General features: G+C 44.7%; 26 protein-coding genes and 1 tRNA gene. 17 read left to right on the plus strand and 10 right to left on the minus strand.

Annotation, left to right across the window (positions count from 1 at the left end; all coding sequences use genetic code 11):
- The first annotated feature begins 208 nt into the window (after positions 1-208).
- From FK220_RS12970 to FK220_RS13010, 9 genes are all read left to right on the plus strand, one after another.
- Positions 209-628 (plus strand): DUF1801 domain-containing protein, encoded by a 420-nt coding sequence (locus FK220_RS12970; protein WP_152574751.1) that lies wholly within the window; start codon positions 209-211, stop codon positions 626-628.
- A gap of 16 nt (positions 629-644) precedes the next feature.
- On the plus strand, positions 645-2,072 hold the full coding sequence (locus FK220_RS12975; protein WP_152574752.1) for an amidohydrolase: 1,428 nt from the start codon (positions 645-647) through the stop codon (positions 2,070-2,072).
- A gap of 11 nt (positions 2,073-2,083) precedes the next feature.
- Positions 2,084-2,515, plus strand: coding sequence for a (4Fe-4S)-binding protein (locus FK220_RS12980; protein WP_152574753.1), 432 nt, complete (start codon positions 2,084-2,086; stop codon positions 2,513-2,515).
- 36 nt (positions 2,516-2,551) lie between these two features.
- On the plus strand, positions 2,552-3,127 hold the full coding sequence (locus FK220_RS12985) for a sugar O-acetyltransferase (RefSeq protein ID WP_152574754.1): 576 nt from the start codon (positions 2,552-2,554) through the stop codon (positions 3,125-3,127).
- Between the two features lie 43 nt (positions 3,128-3,170).
- Positions 3,171-4,082 carry a TolB family protein gene (locus FK220_RS12990; RefSeq protein WP_152574755.1) on the plus strand — a complete coding sequence of 304 codons (912 nt, stop codon included), beginning with the start codon at positions 3,171-3,173 and terminating at the stop codon, positions 4,080-4,082.
- An 87-nt stretch (positions 4,083-4,169) separates the two neighbouring features.
- On the plus strand, positions 4,170-4,616 hold the full coding sequence (locus FK220_RS12995) for a VOC family protein (RefSeq protein WP_152574756.1): 447 nt from the start codon (positions 4,170-4,172) through the stop codon (positions 4,614-4,616).
- Between the two features lie 139 nt (positions 4,617-4,755).
- Complete coding sequence (locus tag FK220_RS13000) at positions 4,756-5,754, plus strand: pirin family protein (protein WP_152574757.1); 999 nt, start codon at positions 4,756-4,758, stop codon at positions 5,752-5,754.
- Between the two features lie 96 nt (positions 5,755-5,850).
- Positions 5,851-6,249 carry an alkyl hydroperoxide reductase gene (locus FK220_RS13005; RefSeq protein WP_152574758.1) on the plus strand — a complete coding sequence of 133 codons (399 nt, stop codon included), beginning with the start codon at positions 5,851-5,853 and terminating at the stop codon, positions 6,247-6,249.
- Positions 6,233-6,610, plus strand: coding sequence for a DoxX family protein (locus FK220_RS13010; protein WP_152574759.1), 378 nt, complete (start codon positions 6,233-6,235; stop codon positions 6,608-6,610). The genes FK220_RS13005 and FK220_RS13010 overlap by 17 nt, the downstream gene beginning before the upstream one ends.
- Here FK220_RS13010 and FK220_RS13015 read toward each other — a convergent pair.
- The 7 genes from FK220_RS13015 to FK220_RS13045 all read right to left on the minus strand — a co-directional run bounded on the left by FK220_RS13015 (position 6,595) and on the right by FK220_RS13045 (position 12,839).
- Positions 6,595-6,918, minus strand: coding sequence for a GNAT family N-acetyltransferase (locus FK220_RS13015; protein WP_152574760.1), 324 nt, complete (start codon positions 6,916-6,918; stop codon positions 6,595-6,597). The two genes, FK220_RS13010 and FK220_RS13015, sit on opposite strands and share 16 nt — an antisense overlap.
- 2 nt (positions 6,919-6,920) lie before the next feature.
- Positions 6,921-7,172, minus strand: a complete 252-nt coding sequence (locus FK220_RS13020; RefSeq protein ID WP_238719009.1) for a UBP-type zinc finger domain-containing protein — start codon at positions 7,170-7,172, stop codon at positions 6,921-6,923.
- A gap of 32 nt (positions 7,173-7,204) precedes the next feature.
- Positions 7,205-8,869 carry an FAD-dependent oxidoreductase gene (locus FK220_RS13025; RefSeq protein ID WP_152574762.1) on the minus strand — a complete coding sequence of 555 codons (1,665 nt, stop codon included), beginning with the start codon at positions 8,867-8,869 and terminating at the stop codon, positions 7,205-7,207.
- A gap of 23 nt (positions 8,870-8,892) precedes the next feature.
- Complete coding sequence (locus tag FK220_RS13030; RefSeq protein ID WP_152574763.1) at positions 8,893-10,281, minus strand: ATP-binding protein; 1,389 nt, start codon at positions 10,279-10,281, stop codon at positions 8,893-8,895.
- 215 nt (positions 10,282-10,496) lie between these two features.
- A complete protein-coding gene (gene murA / locus FK220_RS13035; protein ID WP_152574764.1) occupies positions 10,497-11,804 on the minus strand; it encodes a UDP-N-acetylglucosamine 1-carboxyvinyltransferase in 1,308 nt (435 codons plus the stop codon).
- A 14-nt stretch (positions 11,805-11,818) separates the two neighbouring features.
- The gene (locus FK220_RS13040; RefSeq protein ID WP_152574765.1) at positions 11,819-12,466 is read right to left on the minus strand and encodes a DUF4290 domain-containing protein; all 648 of its coding nucleotides are present in this window, start codon (positions 12,464-12,466) and stop codon (positions 11,819-11,821) included.
- Between the two features lie 85 nt (positions 12,467-12,551).
- Entirely contained in the window at positions 12,552-12,839 is a 288-nt protein-coding gene (locus tag FK220_RS13045) for a DUF493 family protein (protein ID WP_152574766.1), read from the minus strand.
- Positions 12,840-12,918: 79 nt separating this feature from the next.
- Here FK220_RS13045 and FK220_RS13050 point away from each other — a divergent pair, with 79 nt between their 5' ends.
- The 5 genes from FK220_RS13050 to FK220_RS13070 all read left to right on the plus strand — a co-directional run bounded on the left by FK220_RS13050 (position 12,919) and on the right by FK220_RS13070 (position 17,448).
- Positions 12,919-13,485, plus strand: a complete 567-nt coding sequence (locus tag FK220_RS13050) for an ATP-binding protein (RefSeq protein ID WP_317168334.1) — start codon at positions 12,919-12,921, stop codon at positions 13,483-13,485.
- Positions 13,482-15,383: a RecQ family ATP-dependent DNA helicase gene (locus FK220_RS13055; protein ID WP_152574768.1), complete on the plus strand. Its 1,902-nt coding sequence runs from the start codon at positions 13,482-13,484 to the stop codon at positions 15,381-15,383. Before FK220_RS13050 ends, FK220_RS13055 begins: the two co-directional genes overlap by 4 nt.
- Positions 15,380-16,327, plus strand: coding sequence for a methionyl-tRNA formyltransferase (gene fmt / locus FK220_RS13060; RefSeq protein ID WP_152574769.1), 948 nt, complete (start codon positions 15,380-15,382; stop codon positions 16,325-16,327). Before FK220_RS13055 ends, fmt begins: the two co-directional genes overlap by 4 nt.
- A 176-nt stretch (positions 16,328-16,503) precedes the next feature.
- On the plus strand, positions 16,504-16,776 hold the full coding sequence (locus FK220_RS13065) for an HU family DNA-binding protein (RefSeq protein WP_152574770.1): 273 nt from the start codon (positions 16,504-16,506) through the stop codon (positions 16,774-16,776).
- A 111-nt stretch (positions 16,777-16,887) separates the two neighbouring features.
- Positions 16,888-17,448: a YqgE/AlgH family protein gene (locus FK220_RS13070; RefSeq protein ID WP_152574771.1), complete on the plus strand. Its 561-nt coding sequence runs from the start codon at positions 16,888-16,890 to the stop codon at positions 17,446-17,448.
- Here the strand turns inward: FK220_RS13070 and FK220_RS13075 are convergent.
- Together FK220_RS13075 and FK220_RS13080 are read right to left on the minus strand one after the other, a co-directional pair.
- Complete coding sequence (locus tag FK220_RS13075; protein ID WP_152574772.1) at positions 17,445-18,302, minus strand: aminotransferase class IV; 858 nt, start codon at positions 18,300-18,302, stop codon at positions 17,445-17,447. The two genes, FK220_RS13070 and FK220_RS13075, sit on opposite strands and share 4 nt — an antisense overlap.
- A gap of 58 nt (positions 18,303-18,360) precedes the next feature.
- A complete protein-coding gene (locus tag FK220_RS13080) occupies positions 18,361-18,744 on the minus strand; it encodes an START-like domain-containing protein (RefSeq protein WP_152574773.1) in 384 nt (127 codons plus the stop codon).
- Positions 18,745-19,013: 269 nt separating this feature from the next.
- Here FK220_RS13080 and FK220_RS13085 point away from each other — a divergent pair.
- Positions 19,014-19,090: transfer RNA gene (locus tag FK220_RS13085), tRNA-Met, on the plus strand.
- Between the two features lie 137 nt (positions 19,091-19,227).
- On the opposite strand, the gene FK220_RS13090 is transcribed toward FK220_RS13085, so the two are convergent.
- Positions 19,228-19,608 (minus strand): hypothetical protein, encoded by a 381-nt coding sequence (locus FK220_RS13090; protein WP_152574774.1) that lies wholly within the window; start codon positions 19,606-19,608, stop codon positions 19,228-19,230.
- A 95-nt stretch (positions 19,609-19,703) separates the two neighbouring features.
- Here FK220_RS13090 and xerA point away from each other — a divergent pair, with 95 nt between their 5' ends.
- On the plus strand, positions 19,704-20,849 hold the full coding sequence (gene xerA, locus FK220_RS13095; protein ID WP_152574775.1) for a site-specific tyrosine recombinase/integron integrase: 1,146 nt from the start codon (positions 19,704-19,706) through the stop codon (positions 20,847-20,849).
- A 95-nt stretch (positions 20,850-20,944) separates the two neighbouring features.
- A complete protein-coding gene (locus FK220_RS13100) occupies positions 20,945-21,358 on the plus strand; it encodes a hypothetical protein (protein WP_152574776.1) in 414 nt (137 codons plus the stop codon).
- Positions 21,359-21,681 lie beyond the last annotated feature (323 nt).

Here is a 21,681-nt window from a genome sequence, read left to right on the forward strand (position 1 = left end):
AGTCGTTTGTTGTATTTCCGCCCCAACCCAACGTTCGGGGTTTGGTTTCACGGAAATCCTTCGGTTATTGGGTTCGATTTAGGGTATCTATCTGATACTTAACTGATAACCCCCTGCTTATATTGCCCAAAACATGCCAAAATTTCATCCAGGAACCGATCTACACCTTTTTTTGGTATATTTAGTTCAAACAACCTGTGCTATTCCCATGGCTGAAAACAAAACAAAACCTACCCAAGCCTCCGTAGTTAATTTTTTGGAGGCCCTGACAGACGAACGGAAGAAGTCCGACTGTTATGTACTGCTCGACATTATGAAAAAAATCACCGGGGAAGAGCCTGTCATGTGGGGTCCCGGTATTGTCGGTTTTGGAAGCTATCACTATACATACGAAACGGGCCGTGAGGGCGATATGATACTCACCGGTTTCTCTCCAAGGGCGCAAAACATTTCCATTTATGTCATGGCAGGTTTCGAACGCTATCCCGAACTGATCCAAAAATTGGGAAATCATAAAACCGGAAAATCATGTCTGTATGTCAAAAGACTTTCCGATATTGATATGGATGTGTTGCTTGAATTGATTACAGCATCCTACGAACATATGAATACCAAATATAATAGCTAATTCAACAGAGGAAAAAATGAGAAAAAGTATCCTACTGGGCTTGGTGCTGTTGACAGCCGGCACCGTTTCTGCCCAAAAAATGTCCAAAAATAAAAAAGCGGTCATTGAATCAGTGGAAAAGCACAAAGCGGAATTGATCAAAATAAGTGATTCTATTTGGGCGTTGGCCGAAACCGCTTTTGAAGAAGAACAATCCTCGAAAGTTTTGGCCGATTATGCCGAAAGGAATGGACTAATGGTTACCCGAGGAGTGGCCGAAATTCCTACTGCTTTTACGGCCACCTACGGCTCCGGTAAACCGGTCATCAGCATTTTGGGTGAATTCGATGCACTTCCCGGTATTTCCCAAAAGGCCTCTCCAGAGAAGGAGCCGCTCAAGGCAGGGGCAGCTGGCCATGGCTGTGGTCATAATATGTTCGGAACGTCGAGCCTAGGGGCGGCCATCGCCATCAAGGAATTGATGGAAGCTGGCAAACTCAAGGGGTCCATTAAATTTTTGGGCACGCCGGCAGAAGAAAAATACTTTGCCAAGGTATGGATGGTAAAAGCGGGTCTTTGGGATGATGTCGACGTAAATCTCAGTTGGCATCCCGGGGCCAGTATCGAGGCCGACGTACAGACGGGCCTTTCGCTGATCGATTTTATTGTTGAGTTTTACGGGCAAACGGCCCATGCCTCCGCAGACCCCTGGAACGGTCGCAGTGCATCCGATGCATTGGAGCTCTATACTACCGGAATCAACTATTACCGAGAGCACATACTTCCCAGTTCCCGCATCCACTATCATATTCAGGACGGTGGACAGGTAGTGAACGTGGTACCGGACTACGCAAAGTTATGGGTACGGGTACGGGACCCTAAACGGGCGAAGATGCTTCCCACCTACGAGCGGGTGAAGGCGATGGCCGAAGGTGCGGCAATTATGGCCAATGTAGACTATAAAATAAGTCTGGTTTCTGGAATTTATGAAACCCTCGTCAACCGTTCCGGTGGCGAGATCATGCAGAAAAACTTGGAATTGCTGGGCCCGATCGGCTATTCGGAAGAAGAAATTGCTTTTGGAAAAGCGATACAAAAAGCAACCGGGAAACCAGAGGTAGGTATGGACAGTGAGATTCATCCCTTAAAGGAAACCGAAGAAAATCCGGGGGGCGGCTCTACCGATGTCGGGGATGTAAGTTGGAACGTACCGAACATTAATCTGGGCGTGACCGTGGCCCCCAAGGATACACCCTGGCATTCCTGGGCCGTGGTCGCCTGTGGAGGCATGTCCATTGGGCATAAAGGTATGGTCTATGCAGCGAAGGCCTTGGGCATGACCGCGGTAGATCTTTTTGAGGATCAAAAATTAATTGAAAAAGTGACCGAAGAGTTCAAAATGCGCAAGGGCGAGGAAGTCTATAAACCAATGATCGATGGCCCACCTCCAATAGGCGACAACTAATACCAGATTTTATGAGCGAGCGAGAGATTGTAAAGAGATATAGCAATGGGGAACTGACCGTGGTCTGGAAACCCAAAAAGTGTATCCATTCCGGGATTTGTGTGAAGACCCTTCCACAGGTATATGATCCGAATGAAAAACCCTGGATCAAGGCAGAAAATGCGACCGTGGAAGAACTGAAGTCACAAATCGAGCTTTGCCCGTCCGGAGCCCTCACCTATGAATTGGAAGGGACGGAAGAGAATGGGTCTACTTCGAAGACCGATACGGAAGTGCGGGTCAGGGAGAACGGTCCCCTGCTTATCAATGGAGTATTGACCGTTACACTGGGCGATGGAACCGTTGAAAAAAAGACAGGGAACACGGCCTTTTGCCGTTGCGGGGCCTCTAACAACAAACCATATTGCGATGGAACGCACAGATCAATGGATTTCAGAGGCTAAAAATCCACGGTATGAGGAGCGAATAAATAGCGCATTATGACGGAGAAAGAGAAAATGCTATCGGGACAACCCTATGATTCCAGGGATGCCGAACTGATAAAACAGTATCATCGGGCACGACGGTTATTTCAGGAATACAATAGCAGCGCTTCCACCGAAAAGGAACCCAGAGAACGGATTCTTCTGGAACTCCTTAGATATAAAGGTAAAGATGTCTGGGTCGAAGCCCCTTTTTACTGTGACTATGGAGAACATATTACCATTGGGGATAATACATTCGTGAATGCCAATTGTTTCTTTTTGGACAACAACAAGATTACCATTGGCAAAAACGGGCTCATAGGGCCTTACGTACAGATTTATACCGCTACCCATCCCCTAAAAGCCTCGGAACGTATCATTAAGAATGAAAAAAGAGGCACAAGGTATGTTACCCAAACGCAGCCGGTCACCATCGGAGACAATGTATGGATCGGCGGCAATACCGTACTTATGCCCGGAGTAAGCATCGGTGACAATGTAACCATCGGTGCCGGGTCGGTGGTGACCAAGGATATTCCAAACAACGTACTGGCCTATGGAAACCCCTGTAAGGTGGTTCGAACGTTGTAGCGTAATCGATGACAACACCGGCCGTTAGGCAAAAACATATCCCATGAAAACAATAGCCGCTATCCTATTCACCGTTTTAACCATACCACCTATGGCATCCCAACAAAGCATTTCAACTTCCACCTTGGAGGTTTTTGACCTGGAAACGCGTAAAAGAACCGTGATACTAAGAGAAAACACCCATTTTGAGGCACCTAACTGGAGTAAGGATGGCCAATACTTTATAATCAATCAGGAAGGTGGTCTCTATACGGTTTCCTTGGATGGAAAAACGAAAAAAGTATTGCCTACGGGTACGTTGTCCCGGTGCAACAACGATCACGGTATTTCTTTTGATGGTAACACACTTGCCATTAGCAACAACGATACGATCAATGGCAACGCTTCCGGGAATTCCAGGATCTATACCATGCCCATTTCCGGAGGGACGCCCAAGCGTATTACGCCCATGGCTCCTTCGTACTGGCACGGATGGTCCCCTGACGGGAAGACCTTGGTATATACTGCCCGTCGAAACGGCCATTGGGATATTTATAGCATTCCCTCGGAAGGTGGAAAAGAAATGCGTTTGACCGATAGCCCGGGCCTGGACGACGGTCCCGAGTATTCCCCGGACGGAAAATACATTTATTACAATTCAATGCAATCGGGCACCATGGAAATTTGGCGTATGTGGGCCGATGGAAGTAATCAGGAACAATTGACCAAGGATGCCTATTCCAATTGGTTCGCCCACCCATCTCCCAATGGCAATCAGTTTGTTTATATCGCTTATTTGGAAGACCAGGGAGACCGGCATCCGCCCATGAAACAGGTGGCGCTCCGATTGTACGATTTGGAAGATGGAACTATTCAAACCCTCTGTGAATTTACGGGTGGACAAGGAACCATCAATGTACCTTCTTGGTCACCCGATGGAAAACGATTTGCCTTTGTGTCGTACTCAGGTCGGTAACCGCTTGATCGTCGTAAATAATAGCATCCGATATCATCAATGAAATTTTAATCAGTTCCCCTCAAATAACCCTTAATTAGTGAATCAATGAACAAACTGATCCCAGCTTTACTGCTCACAATGAGCTCGTTACTTATGAATGCCCAATCCTTTGACTTTCAATACGATCATTATTCGTTTATCGTGAGAGATCTGGAAAAAGTAGGTGATTTTTATGCGAATGTGCTACAATTGGAAGAGATTCCCCATCCATCGGCAGCCACTGGTTTTCGCTGGTTCAGGATTCAGGGGAATTCCCAATTGCATTTGATCGGCAAGGACAGTGTGGCCATGGAGCACAGTAAGAGCGTGCACCTATGCCTCGCTACCCAAAATCTCGACCAATTTATCGCCCATTTGGAAAATTCAGGGGTACCCTATTGGGACTGGCCTGGAAAGAAAAACGCGGTAACTGACCGCGCCGATGGGGTCCGACAGATTTATATCAAGGATCCGGAAAACAATTGGGTCGAAATCAATACGGCGCAACACTAAGGTTATAAAAGAAATATGTAATTTGATTGTTGAAGTTCGAAGTGCGAAATCGGAAATACGTTCACTTTGGAATTTGGTGTTTGGGATTTGGAATTTTTAAAGACCGCAGGCCGTATCTTCGCAATAAATAAAACAAGTAATGAGTACTAGTATCCTATCGACCTTTCCATTGGGGTTTCCCTGGCAGACCCAAGACCCCTTTTTGTTTTGTGTGTATCACCTAGACCATTACCCCAAAGGAAATGGCGAAATGGGTCCCGATGCATCCTTGGAGGGCCGTAATCTGGGCAATGACTTTCTTATCAAAGACGGTTGGCGTATGTATCATGGGCAGACCATCCCCGGATTCCCTTCCCATCCACATCGCGGTTTTGAGACCATCACCATTGTGAACAAAGGGTTTTGTGATCATTCGGATTCCTTAGGGGCTGCGGGACGTTTCGGGGAAGGGGACGTACAATGGATGACCGCTGGACGCGGTGTACAACATTCCGAAATGTTCCCCTTGTTGAGAACGGATAGCGAAAACACATTGGAACTATTTCAAATTTGGTTGAATCTCCCTCAAAATAACAAGCTTGTAGCGCCACATTTCAAAATGCTATGGCATGAAGACATTCCTGTGGTGAAAGAGGACAGTGCCGCCATAAAGATCATTGCAGGCACCTATAAAACAAGGAATGCACCTGACCCCGCACCAGACTCTTGGGCCGCCCATGGCGATAACGAGGTAGCGATATGGAACATACTTGTCGATGCGAATGGCTCTGTTGTCCTTCCGAAGGCATCGAATGAGGCGCTCAGAACCCTTTATTTTTATGAGGGGGATACGCTGGGCATCGCCGATCAGGAAATCGTTGTCAACTTTGGAGCTCAGGTAGACGCCTCGAAGGAACTAACCATCAGTGCAGGGAACAAAACAGCCCATTTGCTAGTGCTTCAAGGCAAGCCCGTAAACGAACCGGTCGCCCAATACGGTCCTTTTGTGATGAATACCCAAGCGGAAATACAACAAGCCATGCAAGAGTACCAACTGACCCAATTTGGGGGCTGGCCTTGGCCACATGCCGATAATGTGCACCCTAGGGACAAGGGACGCTTCGCAAAATATCCTGATGGCAAATTGGTAGAGAAATAATGATTGGTAGCGTTTATCGGGTATTTCTACATACCAAACCACTATATCTTACTTATAATTGCGTTTGAGCAACAAAACATTAATGCATACAAGCCAATGAAGACAACGTTGCGGTTGGCCGCTCTCTACAACCTGCTCTGGGGAGCATGGGTAGTACTTTTTCCCAATCATTTTTTTGACCTGGTAGGTATGGAGCCCTTGAACCATCCGATGGTGTGGCAAGGCATGGGCATGGTTATCGGTGTTTACGGACTTGGCTATTGGTGGGCTTCCTATGATCCGATGCGACACTGGCCCATCGTTGCGGTGGGTTTCCTAGGAAAAATCTTTGGCCCCTTGGGCTTCCTTTTTAACTACCTTCAGGATATTGTGCCTTTCGAATTCGTCTATACCCTGATCACCAATGACTTTATCTGGTGGATTCCCTTTTTTCTGATATTAAAGAAAGTACATACCGAACACCAATGGCGACTGACCGATGCGAAGGATACTTAAATACGGTTTGGTTTTCTTCTATATAATAGCAGGCATCAACCATTTTATAAATCCCGAATTTTACGAAGGATTGATTCCCGATTACCTCCCCTACCCCGACTTCCTGAATTACCTTAGCGGCTTTCTGGAACTGGGACTCGGAGTATTGGTGCTTTTTCCGGATACTCAAAAATGGGCCTGTTATGGCATTATCCTCTTACTGATTTTGTTGATGCCCTCCCATGTTTATTTCATTGAAATCGGATCTTGTGTCGAGAACAGTTTGTGCATAGCCCCATGGGTTTCATGGGTCCGATTGATCGTAATCCACCCGTTATTGATGTTTTGGGCCTGGAAAGTAGCACATCAACCAACCGAATAACCGGGAGCTAGGAGACCGTCTGCCATCTCAGGATGTCTTTTGAGATACGCCGCAACAAATGGGCAAAGCGGTGCCATTTTAAGTCCCGTTTGTTTGATGTGATCCAATACTTTGCTCACAAGTGCGCTACCTACTCCCTGCCCTTCCAGCGCATTAGGCACCTCCGTATGGGTCAGATAGATGATGTTTTGCTTTGAAATCATATAGTCGGTGAAGGCGACCTGATCGTCGATCTTCAATTCAAATCTTTTTTTGTCCCCGCTATCATTGTTGATCAGGGGAATATGTTCCCAGTTTTGTTTTCCCATATTTAAAATCGTAAAAAGGTATTGTGTTCATAGCACCAGGCCCAACCTTCGTTCGGCTCGGCGGACGTAATGACGGCATGACCGTAGTCCGCGCCGTGTTTGCTGGCATGCCTGTTCGGTGAGGAATCGCAACAGAGGGTGATGCCACAATCCTGACAGGTTCGCAAGTGCACCCAGCTATCCCCTGTCTTTACGCATTCCTCACATTCATAGGCCTTCGTTATTTTTCTATTTTTTGGTTCGAAGGTTCTCAAATGTTCACACCTATTCTTTTTTGGCGCCATACCTAAATCTCCGCTAAATATTCATGTACGAATTTGATGGCCATCGATCCTTCACCGACTGCCGAAGCCACCCGGTTCATGGCCCCGGCCCGCACATCGCCCGAAGCGAAGATACCTGGACTACAGGTTTCCAATAAAAAAGGTTCCCTCGTCTGTTTCCAAATTTGTTTAAAATTCCCGTATTTGACCAAATCACGACCCGTTTCCAGGAAACCCCGTTCGTTCTTGAGGATATCGAGTGTAATCCAATCGGTATAGGGCTTCGAACCGATAAAGATAAATAGGGCCTGTGCTTCCACGGTAGTGACTTCGTTCTTCTTTGAATTCTTCAATTCGAGATGGGAAAGGCGCTCTCCATCGCCACTTGCTTTGGTAATCGTTGTATTTGGCACCAAGGTGATATTATCGATTGCCTCAATTTGGTCGATCAGGTATTGGGACATGCTACTTGAAAGGTCTTCTTTGCGAATAACGATATAAACGTCCTTGGCAAAATTGGAAAGATATACCGCAGATTGTCCGGCTGAGTTCCCTCCACCTACTATATACACCTGTCTATCTTTACATGCCTGCGCCTCGGTCATCGACGACCCGTAATATATGCCGGCACCGGTGTAATCTTCCACCCCCTCGGCAGGTAATTTTCGGTAGTTTACCCCCGTGGAAACGACAATACTCTTCGTTTGAACGGTACTGCCATCATCCAAGGTCAGTATTTTATAATTGTCCTTGGTCGCAATGGACACTACCTCCCTCGGGGATAAAAACTCGATTCCAAACCTTCGCGCTTGCGTAATGGCCCTATGTGTCAATTCCTGACCACTAAGCCCGTTGGGAAATCCAAGGTAATTTTCAATCCGGGAACTCGTCCCTGCTTGTCCACCCGGTGCCTTGCGCTCGATCAGCAAGGTTTTCAATCCTTCCGAGCCACCGTATACCGCTGCGGCCAATCCCGAAGGGCCTGCCCCGATAATCGTGACATCGTACAAGGTTTCCTTGGCGGTGACATTTAATCCCAAACGTTCCGCCAACTCGGGGATCGTTGGATTTTTGATACACTCCCCATCGGGAAAGGAGACTACCGGCATATCTTTCGGCTCCAACTCATAAAGTTCCGAGATTTCCTGGGCTTTTTCGCTGGTTTCGATATCCAACCATTGAAAGGGAAAAAGATTGCTCGACAGAAAGTCTTTGATATCGTGCGTATGTGGGTTGTATTGATATCCCAGTACCTTGAGTCCGTCAAATTCAGGCATATAGTTCAGTTGCCATACCGCCAATAAATCATCCAAAACAGGATATAATTTTTCTTCCGGCGGATTCCAAGGTTTCGAGAGGTAATAATCCAACTGCACATCGTTGATGGCCTTGATTGCGGCATCGGTGTCGGAATAGGCGGTCAAAAGCACTTTTTTCGCTTCGGGGTACTGATTTTTGGCCTGTGATAAAAATTCCACACCCAGCATTTCGGGCATGCGTTGGTCGACCAGGAAAAGGGCTACCACCTCGCCCTTCTTTTTTAATTCGAGCAAGACCTCCAACCCTTCTTTCGGGGAATCGGTGCGTAGTATGCGGTATTCCTTTTGATAGTTCGACTTGAGGTCCCTGGTGACGGCGGCCAAGACCTGGGCATCGTCATCAAGCGCAAATATGATCGGTTTTTTCATTTAATTCAATCCTTAATTTAAACTTATTCGATCGGCAAACAGACGGTAAAATTGGTTTCCCCTTTCCTAGAGCTCACTTTGATATCACCGTTGTGTTGTTGAATAATACGTTTAACGACTTCCAACCCCATTCCGGTACCCTCCCCTATCGGCTTCGTTGTGAAGAATGGATCAAAGATGGTACTTAGATTTTCCTTGGGGATACCTTCCCCATTGTCTATGATTTCCGTCTTAATAAAATTCCCATCGCGGTTTACCTTAATGGTCAATCGACCCTGCTGGTCCATCGCGTCGACGGCATTATCAATTAGGTTCGTCCATACCTGATTGATTTCACTGACCATTATTTTGGGTTCGGGCAATTCTTCCTCGAAATATTTCTCGACCACAATGCCCTTTTGCTTCAGTTTATGGTTCATCATGGTCAACGTGCTTTTAATGCCTTTGCGGATATCGGTTGCGGTGCGCTCGGGGGCGCTGTCCATATGGGTGTAGCTTTTTACGGAACTCACCAAGGTTGAGATCCGTTGGGCCGCTTCCTGTATTTCGTCGACCATTTTTTCGGTCGTCAATACATTTTCGATCCACTCGATAGCCGTCGGAAAATTTCGGTCCCCGATGGCGGTATAAATTCTTTCCAAGGCATCCACATCCATACAGAAATCGAGCAGGGTCTCGGTGAGCTCATAGGCATTCTCTACTTGATGGTCTTCCAACCAGGTCTCCAAGACTTCTTCTTTTTCGGTACGTTCCAATAGCCCCATCGTATTCTCGGGTCGGTGGGTCAGCTTTTCGAACAACGTATCGTTGATTACATCAATTTGTTCCGGAGTCGCTTTGACCGAAATAATCCTTTTAAATTTTTCGGGTACGTTGCCCAAATGCTTTTTCAACGCCACGGCACTTCGTGCCATGGCCGAGGAGGGATTGTTCAATTCATGGGCCAAACCTGCCGAGAGTTTTCCAAGGGCCATCATTTTTTCCTCCTGTACATTGCGTTTGGCAAATTCCCGGGTTCGTGAGGTCATCACATGCACCAAGGCCTCGGTCAGCTCAAAATGGTTTCTGGTAAGTTCGTTAAAAGCCTCCTTGGGAAGGATCAACGCCTTCGCATTACGGGTAGTTTCCCCAAAACCGATGGCCGTGGTGGCCCTGGAATAGGGTAATGCCCCGGAGATTTCATTTGTACGGATTTTAGCAACCTGCTTGTAGTTCCCATTTTGATCAACCTTGACATCGACCTCGCCTTCCAACAAGATAAACAGTTTATCGATCGCATCGCCTTTCTGAAAGATAAAACCTCCTTTAGGAATGCTTTCCAAACGGGAATTATCGATCAGCCATTGCAATTGGTCTTCCGGGACTTCTGAAATAGCGGATACGTTTCTTAAATCTTGGGGGGTCACTTCCATCCCCTAAAAATAAGCCATTGTACCACCTCCTGCAATACCCAAAATGTGAAGGAAATGTTATTAAGCCCAACTTATTTTATCAAAAAAGAAAAGGTTTTGATCCACCTAAGGGAAAGTGGTTCCAATAGAGGCAAAAGGGTCAAGGATTCATTTAGATTGGGCCTCAATGCCCACAATAGCTACCGTCAGTAAAGGGTAATGGCGCTGGTACCCCCCTAAAGACGAACTATCTTCGCGCCAATGGCCCGGAGTCGGTTATCGATATCCTCGTATCCACGGTCGATTTGCTCAATATTATGAATAGTGGAGGTTCCTTTTGCCGAAAGCGCCGCGATCAAAAGGGAGACCCCCGCCCGAATATCGGGAGAGACCATCGTGGTTGCCTTTAAAGTCGATTTAAAATCGTGGCCGATGACCGTTGCACGATGTGGGTCGCATAGAATGATCTTGGCTCCCATATCGATGAGCTTGTCTACAAAGAACAAACGGCTCTCGAACATTTTTTGATGTATAAGCAATTCTCCCCTTGCCTGCGTGGCGACCACCAGGATGATACTTAATAAATCAGGTGTCATTCCGGGCCACGGTGCATCGGCAATGGTTAGGATCGAACCATCGATGTAGTTCTGTATTTGGTAGCCGTCTTTGTGTTCCGGTACATAGATATCGTCTCCCCTGCGTTCGATTTGAATCCCCAATTTTTGAAAGACGTTCGGAATCTGCCCCAAATCGTTCCAACTTACGCTCTTTATGGTCAATTCGCTCTTGGTCATCGCGGCAAGTCCGATCCAGCTTCCTATCTCGATCATGTCGGGTAGCATGCGGTGCTCGGTGCCTCCAAGGGAATTAACGCCTTCAATTTCCAACAGGTTCGAACCTACCCCGCTAATTTTGGCTCCCATTCTGTTGAGCATCTTACAAAGTTGCTGCAGGTACGGCTCACAAGCCGCATTGTAAATGGTGGTCTTTCCTTCGGCTAATACTGCCGCCATTACGATATTGGCCGTTCCGGTCACCGAAGCTTCGTCCAACAACATGTAAGTGCCTTTTAACTTTTTGGCTTCGACTCCGTAAAAATGTTCTTCCCGATTATACCGAAAGGTAGCACCGAGATTGATGAACCCTTCGAAATGCGTATCCAATCGGCGACGACCGATCTTATCCCCTCCGGGTTTCGGAATATATCCCTTCCCAAAACGCGCAAGCAGCGGACCTACCAGCATAATGGAACCCCTTAGGCCCCTTCCATCTTCCTTGAACTGGTCCGATTGCAGGTAATCTATGTTGATATCATCGGCCCTAAAGGCATAGGACCCTTTCCCTTTTTTTTGGATTTTTACACCCAGATCTTCCAAGAGCGAAATCAATTTATTGACGTCTACTATATCCGGTATATTATTGATGGTGACTTCCTCTGGGGTCAGGAGTACGGCACATAAAATCTGTAGGGCCTCGTTCTTGGCACCCTGGGGCGTGATTTCGCCTGAAAGTCGGTGACCGCCTTCAATTTTAAATGTTCCCATGTAGGATTGAGTGATTAATACCGCTTTTTCCCGCGGCTGTTACTGTTTCTTTGGGACTTCTTAGAACTACTTCGTTGCGTTTTTGCCACCCTATTCTTAAGAAACTGCCCGCTTTCGGTCAAATTCTCACCGCTAAGATCGATTTGTCCGTCGCTTAGTTCGTACAGGTGTTTGAAGATTATCTTATCGTCGACGGTATCCTTGTTCCAATTGAGGTAGCATTTTTTCATGTGATTGGCGATGGCATACTCCAAGCCATCCCTCATATCGCCCTTCTCCCATTTTACCGCCACATCGATCATCCGCTTGATATTATTTCCGTAGAAACGGTATTTCGGATGGTTTTGGGGATACTCCAAGGGCTCGGGGCGCTGCTGCAAGACTTCCTTACTGGTGATCGGGAAGGGTGAATCGACATCCAATTTAAAATCGGACATGATAAACAACTGATCCCAAAGTTTATGTTGAAAATCGGGAACATCCCGAAGATGCGGTTGTAAATTACCCATTACGCTTATGATGGCCTTGGCTACGCGGTTACGTTCTTCCCGGTCTTCTATGGAAACCGCGTGGTCGACCATTTTTTGGAAATGTCTTCCGTATTCCGGAATAATCAATTGTGGTCGTTCCGTATTGTACTCTAGATTTTCTACTGGATTCAAATTGCGTGTTTTACTATGTGGTATAAAGGAAAGTACTGTTGTAATAACGTCGGCAAATTAACAAAATTATGCCATACAACCTATTTTAGAGTGAGATTACCCCCTTAATGATGCTTACTTCCAAATATTTTTGAATGACCTCATCGGGATTTTTGCGATTTACCGTAATCGATACGCTGGTGTAGGTTCCTTTTTTTGATTGTTTTGATTCAATGACCGCACCTGTATTATCAAAGATTTGATGTATTTTACTAATCTTTTCCTCTTCGGTAGGTACAATGAACTTATAGAGATAGTTCGATGGCCAAGTAGTACTCTCTTCCAATTGCTTCTTGAGCCTTTTGTAAAATTCTTCCGATTTTTCGGTATCCATAAAAATGTTTTTGCAAAGATAAGTGAAAACGCCAATTTTTTAAGCGTGGCAGTTTGATTACTTTTGTTGGTATAATCGAATGGGTTTGGGTCAAAGAAAAATCGTTATTACCGGAGGTCCCAGCACGGGAAAGACCTCGTTGATCGAGGGTTTGGAAAAAGGAGGCCACCATTGTTTCCACGAGGTGATACGCTCGATGACTTTAGAAGCAAAACACGAAGGGGAAATCAAGCACTTCACCACCAACCCGATCGCTTTGGTTTCGGACCCTATGGATTTCAATAGGAAAATATTGAAGGCGCGGGTTCAACACTATAGGGAAGCGACCCTACTACCTCAATCAAACGTTTTTTTTGACCGGGGCATTCCGGATGTGTTGGCGTATATGGACCATTTCGGTCAGGATTACGGCAACGAATTTATCGATACCGCCGCGGAAAACAGGTACGACACGGTATTTCTATTGCCTATTTGGGAGGCTATCTACGTTTCCGACAATGAACGTTTCGAAAGTTATGATGAAGCATTGGCCATACACGACCACCTGTGGGAAGCCTACACCCGTTTTGGTTACCACGTTATCGAAGTACCACGGGATACCGTAGAGGGCCGTGTTGCCTTCATATCAAAAACGTTGAATCTGTGAAATCGCAAGACCCGAAAAATCTGTTAAGGCACTATTGGGGGTTTGATGAATTCAGGGGTTCGCAGCGAGCAATCATCGATGCGGTACTGGACGGACAAGATGTGCTGGCCTTGATGCCAACGGGTGGGGGGAAATCGATTTGTTTTCAAATCCCCGCCCTCGCCCAAGACGGACTCTGCATTGTTGTTTCGCCCTTGGTGGCATTGATACAAAATCAGGTCAACGCTTTGAAAGAAATGGGAATCAAGGCCGTTGCGCTAACCGGAGGCATCGGCTACGACGAGGTGGATCAACTATTGGACAACTGCTGTTTTGGGAATTACAAATTTCTGTATCTGTCACCCGAACGTTTAAGGCAAGACCTTGTTCAACAACGAATTCAGCGGATGAACGTAAATCTCATTGCAATCGATGAGGCGCATTGCATTTCCCAATGGGGACACGATTTTAGACCCGCTTACCTTGAATGTTCCCTGCTTAGGGAGTTACTGCCCGAAATTCCGATGATTGCCTTGACGGCAACGGCTACGGAATTGGTCGGCAATGATATCGTCGCTAATTTAAAGCTTCGGGCACCCCTGTTGGTAAAAGACTCCTTTTCCCGTGGAAATATCGCATTCAGCGTACAATGGGCCGAGGACAAACCGTATCGCTTACAACAACTATGTGCCGAGGCGGGCAAAAGTACCATTGTATATGTACGTACCAGAAGACTGGCACAGGAGCTGGCACACTATCTAACGGCCGCAGGCCATCAAACCACATTTTTTCATGGAGGTATCCCAAAATCGGAAAAAAAAAGGAGACTGAATCTCTGGCTCGAAAACGAGGCGCGGATCATGGTAGCTACGAACGCCTTTGGAATGGGAATCGACAAGCCCGATGTAGGGCTCGTAGTACATTATCAAATTCCCGATTGTATCGAGAACTATTTTCAGGAGGCCGGTAGGGCAGGCAGGGACGGGCTACCCGCCAAAGCCGTACTGCTAACGAACAAAACGGATAAACAACAGGTAAAAGATCAATTTCTAAGCATACTCCCGAACACTGAATTTCTCAAAAAAGTATATAATAAGCTCAACAATTATTTTCAAATAGCCTATGGGGAAGGAACCGATACGACCTATCCCCTCAACTTTCACGCGTTTTGCGATATCTATCGATTAAACTCGCTGTTAACCTTCAATGCCCTGCGCATTCTAGACCAGCACTCGGTAGTAGCGTTAACCGAGTCGTTCTCCCAAAAGACAATGGTGCAGCTAACAGTGGGCAAACAAAAGCTATTCGAATATATAGAACGTCACCAAGAAATTGCTCCCGTGTTACAGACCTTGTTACGAACCTACGGTGGTATCTTTGATTTTGAAACCAAAATCAATCCCTTTTTGATTGCTAAAAAATCAGGCGGGACCGAAAAAAGGGTACTAGCGTTTTTGAAGCAGTTACACAAAGATGAAATCATTGATTACCACGCCAAAGAAAGTGACCTGTCCATCACTTTTCTGGTACCGCGGGAAGATGATAGCACGATTAACCGTTTCGCCAAAGAAGTCAAGGAACGGCATCGGATCAAGGTGGACAACGTTCATAGTATGCTGGCGTACATCGATAACGATGAACTATGTAGAAATAGACAGTTACTAACGTATTTTGGCGAAAAAAATACTGTTGATTGTGGCATTTGCGATGTATGCCAAAGCGCCTCAGCATCCGAGAACGGCTCTTTCGAGACCATGGTAGACCAAATCATGCAATTATTGGCGAGAAAAAGTAGGGATTCCAGAACCTTGGTCGCCTCCTTGAACTTTGCGGAAAAGCAAGTGTTGAGCGGTATTCGGGAACTCTTGGAAGAAGGCCGCATTGCCGTCAATAGCAAAAATGAATATGAGATAGTATGAGAAAATTGAGAATTGTTTTTATGGGTACCCCGAATTTCGCAGTGGCCACGCTGGCCGCCCTGGTCGATAATGGCTATGAAGTCGTGGGTGTGGTAACCGCACCGGACCGTCCGGCAGGACGCGGTCGGAAAATACAATCGTCGGCGGTGAAACAGTTTGCCGAGCAAAAGCGCCTCCTTGTGTTACAGCCTACCAATTTAAAAGACCCGGATTTCCTTGCAACGTTAAGGGATTTGGATGCTAATCTGCAGGTTGTGGTCGCTTTCAGAATGTTGCCCAGAGCAGTATGGGAAATGCCCGAGTACGGTACTTTTAACCTACACGCCTCACTCCTGCCCGATTATCGGGGCGCGGCTCCTATCAACTGGGCCATTATAAATGGGGAATCCCAAACAGGGGTAACCACCTTTTTTATTGATGACAAGATCGATACCGGGGAAATTATTCTTCAGGAAGCCCTCCCCATCGATGAAGACGAGACGGCTGGCATCCTACACGATAAACTGATGCATCTCGGGGCCAAATTGGTGGTCAAAACGGTAGCCATGATAGCAAAAAACGAGGTCGTTACCCAAAAACAACCTGTTCAAAAGCAGCAAAAGACCGCTCCAAAATTATACAAGGAAACCTGTAAGATCGATTGGGGAAAATCGATACATGCCATACATAACCATATTCGAGGGTTAAGTCCCTATCCGGCAGCATGGGCCCATCTCATCAACGGTGACAAGAAGTTGTCGTTAAAAATCTATAGGACAGATAAGGAATTGGTATCCCACCAGCATCCGAACGGGAGCTTGTTCGTAACTAAAAACGAAATGAAAGTAGCGGTCGAGGGCGGTTATCTGAAGTTACTGGAAGTACAATTACAGGGAGCAAAAAAGATGAATATTAGAGACCTACTGAATGGCCTTAAGTTGGAAGAAACGGCCTATATGGCTTGAACCCCCGTCACTATTGGGCTGGGCGAAGGGCTTAAAAAGCTTCAGTTTATCAACAAAGAGCCCGAGTTATCAACAAAAACGCTGATTTAGCCCCATTTTACTTGTGTTCAACCCAAATCCGTATAAATTTGTCCAACGATTAAAATTATTTTAACAACAATTAATTTAATTACATTATGAACAAAACAGAATTAATCGATGCTATGGCAGCTGACGCTGGCATCACTAAAGCTGCGGCTAAAAAATCTTTGGAATCTTTCTTGGGCAACGTTGAGAAGTCTCTTAAGAAAGGGAACCGTGTATCACTAGTAGGTTTCGGATCTTGGTCCGTATCTAGAAGAAACGCAAGGGAAGGTAGAAACCCATCCACTGGAAAAACTATCCAAATTGCTGCTAAAAATGTTGTTAAGTTTAAAGCTGGTGCCGATTTGAGCAGTGCTGTAAACTAAAATATACCTTTTCACATCAGAAAAGCATCCCGGTACCCGGGATGCTTTTTTTTACCAACCTTTGGTGTTTATAGGAATTATCTTAATTTAGGGTGGTTAAGTTATCGTACTATGATCGGCCTAAAACCAAAAAAGGGAAAACTATTGATCGCGGAACCAAGCCTTACGGGCGATGTTTCCTTTAACCGTTCCGTGGTGCTTCTTGCCGAGCACAATGAAGAGGGTTCCATCGGCTTCATATTGAACAAACCACTGGAATACAGCATCAACGATCTTGTTTCGGAAATCGATATCCCCCTTCAAGTTTATAACGGCGGCCCTGTAGAACAAGACAATCTTTATTTTATTCATAAAGTGCCCCATCTCATCGATAATAGTATTGAAATATCCGATGGTATCTACTGGGGGGGCGACTTCGAAAAGACCATTGCCTTGATCAACCAAAAATTGATTTCTGAAAATGATATCAGATTCTTTCTAGGATATTCAGGATGGTCTTCGCTTCAGTTGGACCAAGAGCTTACCTCAAAGTCCTGGATCGTAGTGAAGAACCAATATGAGAGTGCCATTATTCAAAAATCCCCGTCGGCATTTTGGAAAGAAAAAATGATCGAACTGGGTGGTGATTATCTCTTATGGTCCAATGCCCCTGAAAACCCAAGTCTGAATTAAGCGTTTTCGTTCGAAAACCTGGCCACGGCGTTCAGTTTTCCCAGTAACTCCCTGACTATCGTATTTCCGAACTGTTTTTTTCGATATTTGGTAATAGGTTGTATGCCAACAATCGTGTTCGTAAGAAACAGCTCATCGGCTTTTTGCAGGTCAAAAGGGGAAATCGAGGCTTCTATCAACTCATAGGCTGCCAACTTGTCGACAAGCTCCATTATCTTTTTTCGAACGATTCCATTGAGGCAACCATCTTTTAAGGGGGGTGTCTTCACCGTGTTCCCCGAGACTAGAAAAAAATTTCCGTTCAAGGCTTCCACCACTTGCTTCGCATTGTTCAACAGCAAGCAATTTTGATAGCCGTTTTCCTTGGCGAAAATACTGCCTACCACGTTCAGAATTTTGTTGTTGGTCTTTAAGGATGACAATAGATCGGGATTCACAAAAAAATCCTTAAAAAGTTCTACCTCATAATCCCCTGTATCGATCAAATAAAACGGAGAATCCAAAGGGCCTGCTTCCATGATATAAGAGACCTCATTGGTCCGGGGGGTATAAAGTCCCCCAGGGTTTCGGAAAACCGTAAGACGAACCCTGGCCGGACTTTTTTCGAGCTTATTGGCCCTCAATACCTCCAGCAGTTCGGCCTCTAGGGCTTCCATGGTAAAACGCATGGGAATCTCCATTCGTAAAATACGCATGGAGGCCATCAATCGTAAGTAGTGTTCCTCCCAAAAGAAAATGGTGCCGTTCACCGTTCGAATCGTTTCGAATAAGGCATCGCCATAGCGTAGGCCACGGTTGTTGTGGTTGATGAAATCACTGCCCGACACAATGAGTTTTCCGTTGAAATTGACCATAAAAAAACCTTGATTAGAAATCAAGGTCAAAGATACGTTTATTAGTAGAGCGATCTCTCTATTTGGATCCCAAAACCTGTTTAAGACTGGCTACTTGGTTTTCCCATAGCATCTTTGCCTCCTCTACCTCATCTTCCTCGGCAAAATCGGTAATAAAGAGCGAGACATCCGAAGTGATCTCGTCTACGATAATCTTCATTTCGAAGTACGAGCCGTCATCATTCTCTTCCCATGCGAATTTTACGAACTCATCGGTTTTTCTTTTTATCAATTTGGCTACTTCCTCGGACCCGTCCCAGATAAAGCTGAACAGTTCTCCCCGTGAATTCACATTATCGGCAAACCATTCGGAAAGTCCGGATGGGGTCGATAGGTACTGGTACAACAATTGGGGTGATGATTGTATTACAAATTCAAGTTCAAACTTTACTTTATCGTCCATTCGGGTAGCATCTAGTTAATATGGGCAATATATAGATTTCCAAATGATAAAAAAATAAAACCCCTAGAATATTTTTTAATAAGGGAATGTTGATAGGGATGAAATTAAACTTTATATTTGCAGCCGTTTTTACACTGGTTGGTAGGTTCCAAAGTAGGACGAACGGCGTTGCCGGGAAGCTTATACGCCGGGGTTCGTAGACGGCGGCACGACAAGGTCGAGGAATCGTATCCACTAGCATTAAATTGAGATGGTAAAATGCATATTTTGGCGAGGTAGCTCAGCTGGTTAGAGCGTCGGATTCATAACCCGGAGGCCGAGGGTTCAAGTCCCTCTCTCGCTACCACTAACTAAGGGGTCTTCAAAAATTGAAGCCCCTTTTTCTTTTCCCGGGTACAACACAGATACCGTAAATCGAGGTTTTTTCAACAGGAATTGGATTTAAACGTATTTCATGTCAAATGGTTGTAAAAGTTATTGCAACTATTTCGCCATATAATCCTGCCAGGTGACCAAGACATATTTTTCTTTGCCTCTTTCGCTCGTTTTCAGAAAACCGTATTCGTAAACAAAGAGGTAGACGTCCCCTTTCTTGTTTTTCCAATAATGTGTGAAGAAGTTCGGGTCGAACCCGGATTCCAATAAAACCTGTCCCCTTATGGTCACCTTTCCCCCCTTATTGTATTCCTTAAGTACCCTGCGGTTCAATTTTAGCTGATTGTCTACCTTGTTATAAAATCGTACCGGGCTCTCCTTCGCCTTTTTATATTGAAATGCACTTTTACAATGTAAATCACAATACTTTTTATCCGTTCGTCCCGTAAGCAACTTTCCACAGTAAAGGCATTTCTTTTGTATTCGCATACTATAAATTTAAAAGAATATTATTCGAACACTATTCGATTAAGATACGACTAAAAAGTTTTCGATCCTTATCTTGAACCAAAATCAATCTACCAATGCGGAACATTACTATTACGCTCAACAAATTGAACCATAGGGGTCAAGAACTGCTTTTAGTCTCCTTTCCTTACCATTATGAAACCAAGGAATATCTGAAGGACTTCGATGGTGTGAGATGGAGTAAGGAATTAAAGCGTTTTTATGTTCCCTTTTCAAAAACGACCACCAATGCCCTTTTTCAATACCTACGCAAACGAAAATACTATGTCGACTATGAAGCCCTTAAAAATGGGTATAACCAAAAATCAAGCACCGGTAGAATTGTCAGAGAGAAAATTGGCATCTCAAAAAAGCCTCACGAACATGTCCTGAAAAAAATACACTCGTTCAAAAAATGGATGAGGCAAAGAAGGTACAGCGCACATACCATTAATACCTATGAGAGTATGCTTCTGATGTTCTTCGGCTTTCATCATACCAAGAGGCTACCGGAAATAGACAAAAACGACCTTGAAAACTTTAATACCAACTACATTTTGGCCAACGGTTATTCATTCACTTATCAAAATCAGGCAATAAGCGCGTTGAAACTTTTCTATAAACACGAGGGTCGCGATATCTCTATGGCAGATTCACTTGAACGCCCTAAAAAAGAGTCTAAACTACCGGAAGTATTGAGTATTGATGAAGTAAAGAACATTCTGTCCTCAATTTCCAATTTAAAACACCAGACCTTACTCAGCATGTTGTATGCCTGTGGTCTTCGTATAGGAGAGTGTTTGAACATTAAAACCAAGGATTTGAATCTCGACAGAGGTTTTACCCACATCAAGTCTGGCAAGGGTCGCAAGGACAGATATGTTCCCATACCCCATCGGATGTGCATTCTTTTGAAGAAATATATTGACGCCTACCAACCTAGCGATTATTTGTTCGAAGGGGCAAACGGTGGGAAGTACTCCCCTGTAAGCGCACGGCAACTATTAAAAAGGGCCGTAAACACCATTGGCATCAAGAAATCCATTACCCTGCATACCTTGAGACATAGCCATGCGACACATTTGCTTGAACGTGGTACGGATATTAGGTATATTCAGGAACTTTTAGGTCATAACAGTCCTAAGACTACCATGATTTATACTCATGTGAGCAGTGCTAGTTTAGATAGCATAAAAAACCCTTTCGATGACTTTACGATTTAAAATAAAAAACAACGCTTTTCATCGGTTTTATACCGAAATGGGCGTATAAAAATGTATTTTACATCTATATAAACAAGTTGTAGCACATTTAAAAAATGAATAGAATAAAATTTACTTTGTTGATATTATCAACATTTTTAGTACACGGTTGTTCATCAGAAGAAGACCCAATGACGGACGCTGAAAAATATATGGCAGATAAATATAATGCAGAATGGACTGATATTGTTATTAACCAAACGGAAACAAAAAGGAATGGAAAAGTGACGGAAAAGAGAGCGTATATAGGCGTCCAACTTAAAAACTCTACGGACATTGATAGAATACTAGTAGAGGAAGATTACGCAAGAAAAAAAATGAAGAGTGTTGCTGAATTTGTTGTTGATTCAGTTGATTTGGGAGAAATACCTTTTGTACCGAATGAGATTGACATTGAATTTATAAAAGAAGATGGATTTTTATTTTTCAAAAACAAGAAAAACCAAATAATGACTTTTAATTTGGACTGAAAGTAAAAACGTGCTACAACAATACCTATAGCAAATAGGGCATAAAGTGTCATATTTAATGGCTTGGGTTTATTTACTAAGTCCGCCAAATCTTTTGGATTTGGCAATTAAAAAATAAAAATAATTACAAAACAAAAAGCTCTGGCTCGCAGACCAGACGGAAACGAAAAGTTTCCTTGCCTGCCCTACTTGCCATAGCCGAGACGTTAGCAACAAGCTGAATCACTCAGATGGAAATAAAAGCTGAATTTACTATTGAACCTTGTGAAAAGGAAAATATAAAGAAAATCGTCGACGGAATTAACGAATACAATTTGAGTAAA

This window comes from Pelagihabitans pacificus (assembly GCF_009371985.2).
Classification (GTDB): domain Bacteria; phylum Bacteroidota; class Bacteroidia; order Flavobacteriales; family Flavobacteriaceae; genus Pelagihabitans; species Pelagihabitans pacificus.

Coding starts and splice junctions, on each gene's coding strand:
- FK220_RS12970 (WP_152574751.1), top strand. CDS start 209: ATGGCTGAAAACAAAACAAAACCTACCCAAGCCTCCGTAGTTAATTTT.
- FK220_RS12975 (WP_152574752.1), top strand. CDS start 645: ATGAGAAAAAGTATCCTACTGGGCTTGGTGCTGTTGACAGCCGGCACC.
- FK220_RS12980 (WP_152574753.1), top strand. CDS start 2,084: ATGAGCGAGCGAGAGATTGTAAAGAGATATAGCAATGGGGAACTGACC.
- FK220_RS12985 (WP_152574754.1), top strand. CDS start 2,552: ATGACGGAGAAAGAGAAAATGCTATCGGGACAACCCTATGATTCCAGG.
- FK220_RS12990 (WP_152574755.1), top strand. CDS start 3,171: ATGAAAACAATAGCCGCTATCCTATTCACCGTTTTAACCATACCACCT.
- FK220_RS12995 (WP_152574756.1), top strand. CDS start 4,170: ATGAACAAACTGATCCCAGCTTTACTGCTCACAATGAGCTCGTTACTT.
- FK220_RS13000 (WP_152574757.1), top strand. CDS start 4,756: ATGAGTACTAGTATCCTATCGACCTTTCCATTGGGGTTTCCCTGGCAG.
- FK220_RS13005 (WP_152574758.1), top strand. CDS start 5,851: ATGAAGACAACGTTGCGGTTGGCCGCTCTCTACAACCTGCTCTGGGGA.
- FK220_RS13010 (WP_152574759.1), top strand. CDS start 6,233: ATGCGAAGGATACTTAAATACGGTTTGGTTTTCTTCTATATAATAGCA.
- FK220_RS13015 (WP_152574760.1), bottom strand. CDS start 6,918: ATGGGAAAACAAAACTGGGAACATATTCCCCTGATCAACAATGATAGC.
- FK220_RS13025 (WP_152574762.1), bottom strand. CDS start 8,869: ATGAAAAAACCGATCATATTTGCGCTTGATGACGATGCCCAGGTCTTG.
- FK220_RS13030 (WP_152574763.1), bottom strand. CDS start 10,281: ATGGAAGTGACCCCCCAAGATTTAAGAAACGTATCCGCTATTTCAGAA.
- murA (WP_152574764.1), bottom strand. CDS start 11,804: ATGGGAACATTTAAAATTGAAGGCGGTCACCGACTTTCAGGCGAAATC.
- FK220_RS13045 (WP_152574766.1), bottom strand. CDS start 12,839: ATGGATACCGAAAAATCGGAAGAATTTTACAAAAGGCTCAAGAAGCAA.
- FK220_RS13050 (WP_317168334.1), top strand. CDS start 12,919: ATGGGTTTGGGTCAAAGAAAAATCGTTATTACCGGAGGTCCCAGCACG.
- fmt (WP_152574769.1), top strand. CDS start 15,380: ATGAGAAAATTGAGAATTGTTTTTATGGGTACCCCGAATTTCGCAGTG.
- FK220_RS13065 (WP_152574770.1), top strand. CDS start 16,504: ATGAACAAAACAGAATTAATCGATGCTATGGCAGCTGACGCTGGCATC.
- FK220_RS13070 (WP_152574771.1), top strand. CDS start 16,888: ATGATCGGCCTAAAACCAAAAAAGGGAAAACTATTGATCGCGGAACCA.
- FK220_RS13075 (WP_152574772.1), bottom strand. CDS start 18,302: ATGGTCAATTTCAACGGAAAACTCATTGTGTCGGGCAGTGATTTCATC.
- FK220_RS13080 (WP_152574773.1), bottom strand. CDS start 18,744: ATGGACGATAAAGTAAAGTTTGAACTTGAATTTGTAATACAATCATCA.
- FK220_RS13090 (WP_152574774.1), bottom strand. CDS start 19,608: ATGCGAATACAAAAGAAATGCCTTTACTGTGGAAAGTTGCTTACGGGA.
- xerA (WP_152574775.1), top strand. CDS start 19,704: ATGCGGAACATTACTATTACGCTCAACAAATTGAACCATAGGGGTCAA.
- FK220_RS13100 (WP_152574776.1), top strand. CDS start 20,945: ATGAATAGAATAAAATTTACTTTGTTGATATTATCAACATTTTTAGTA.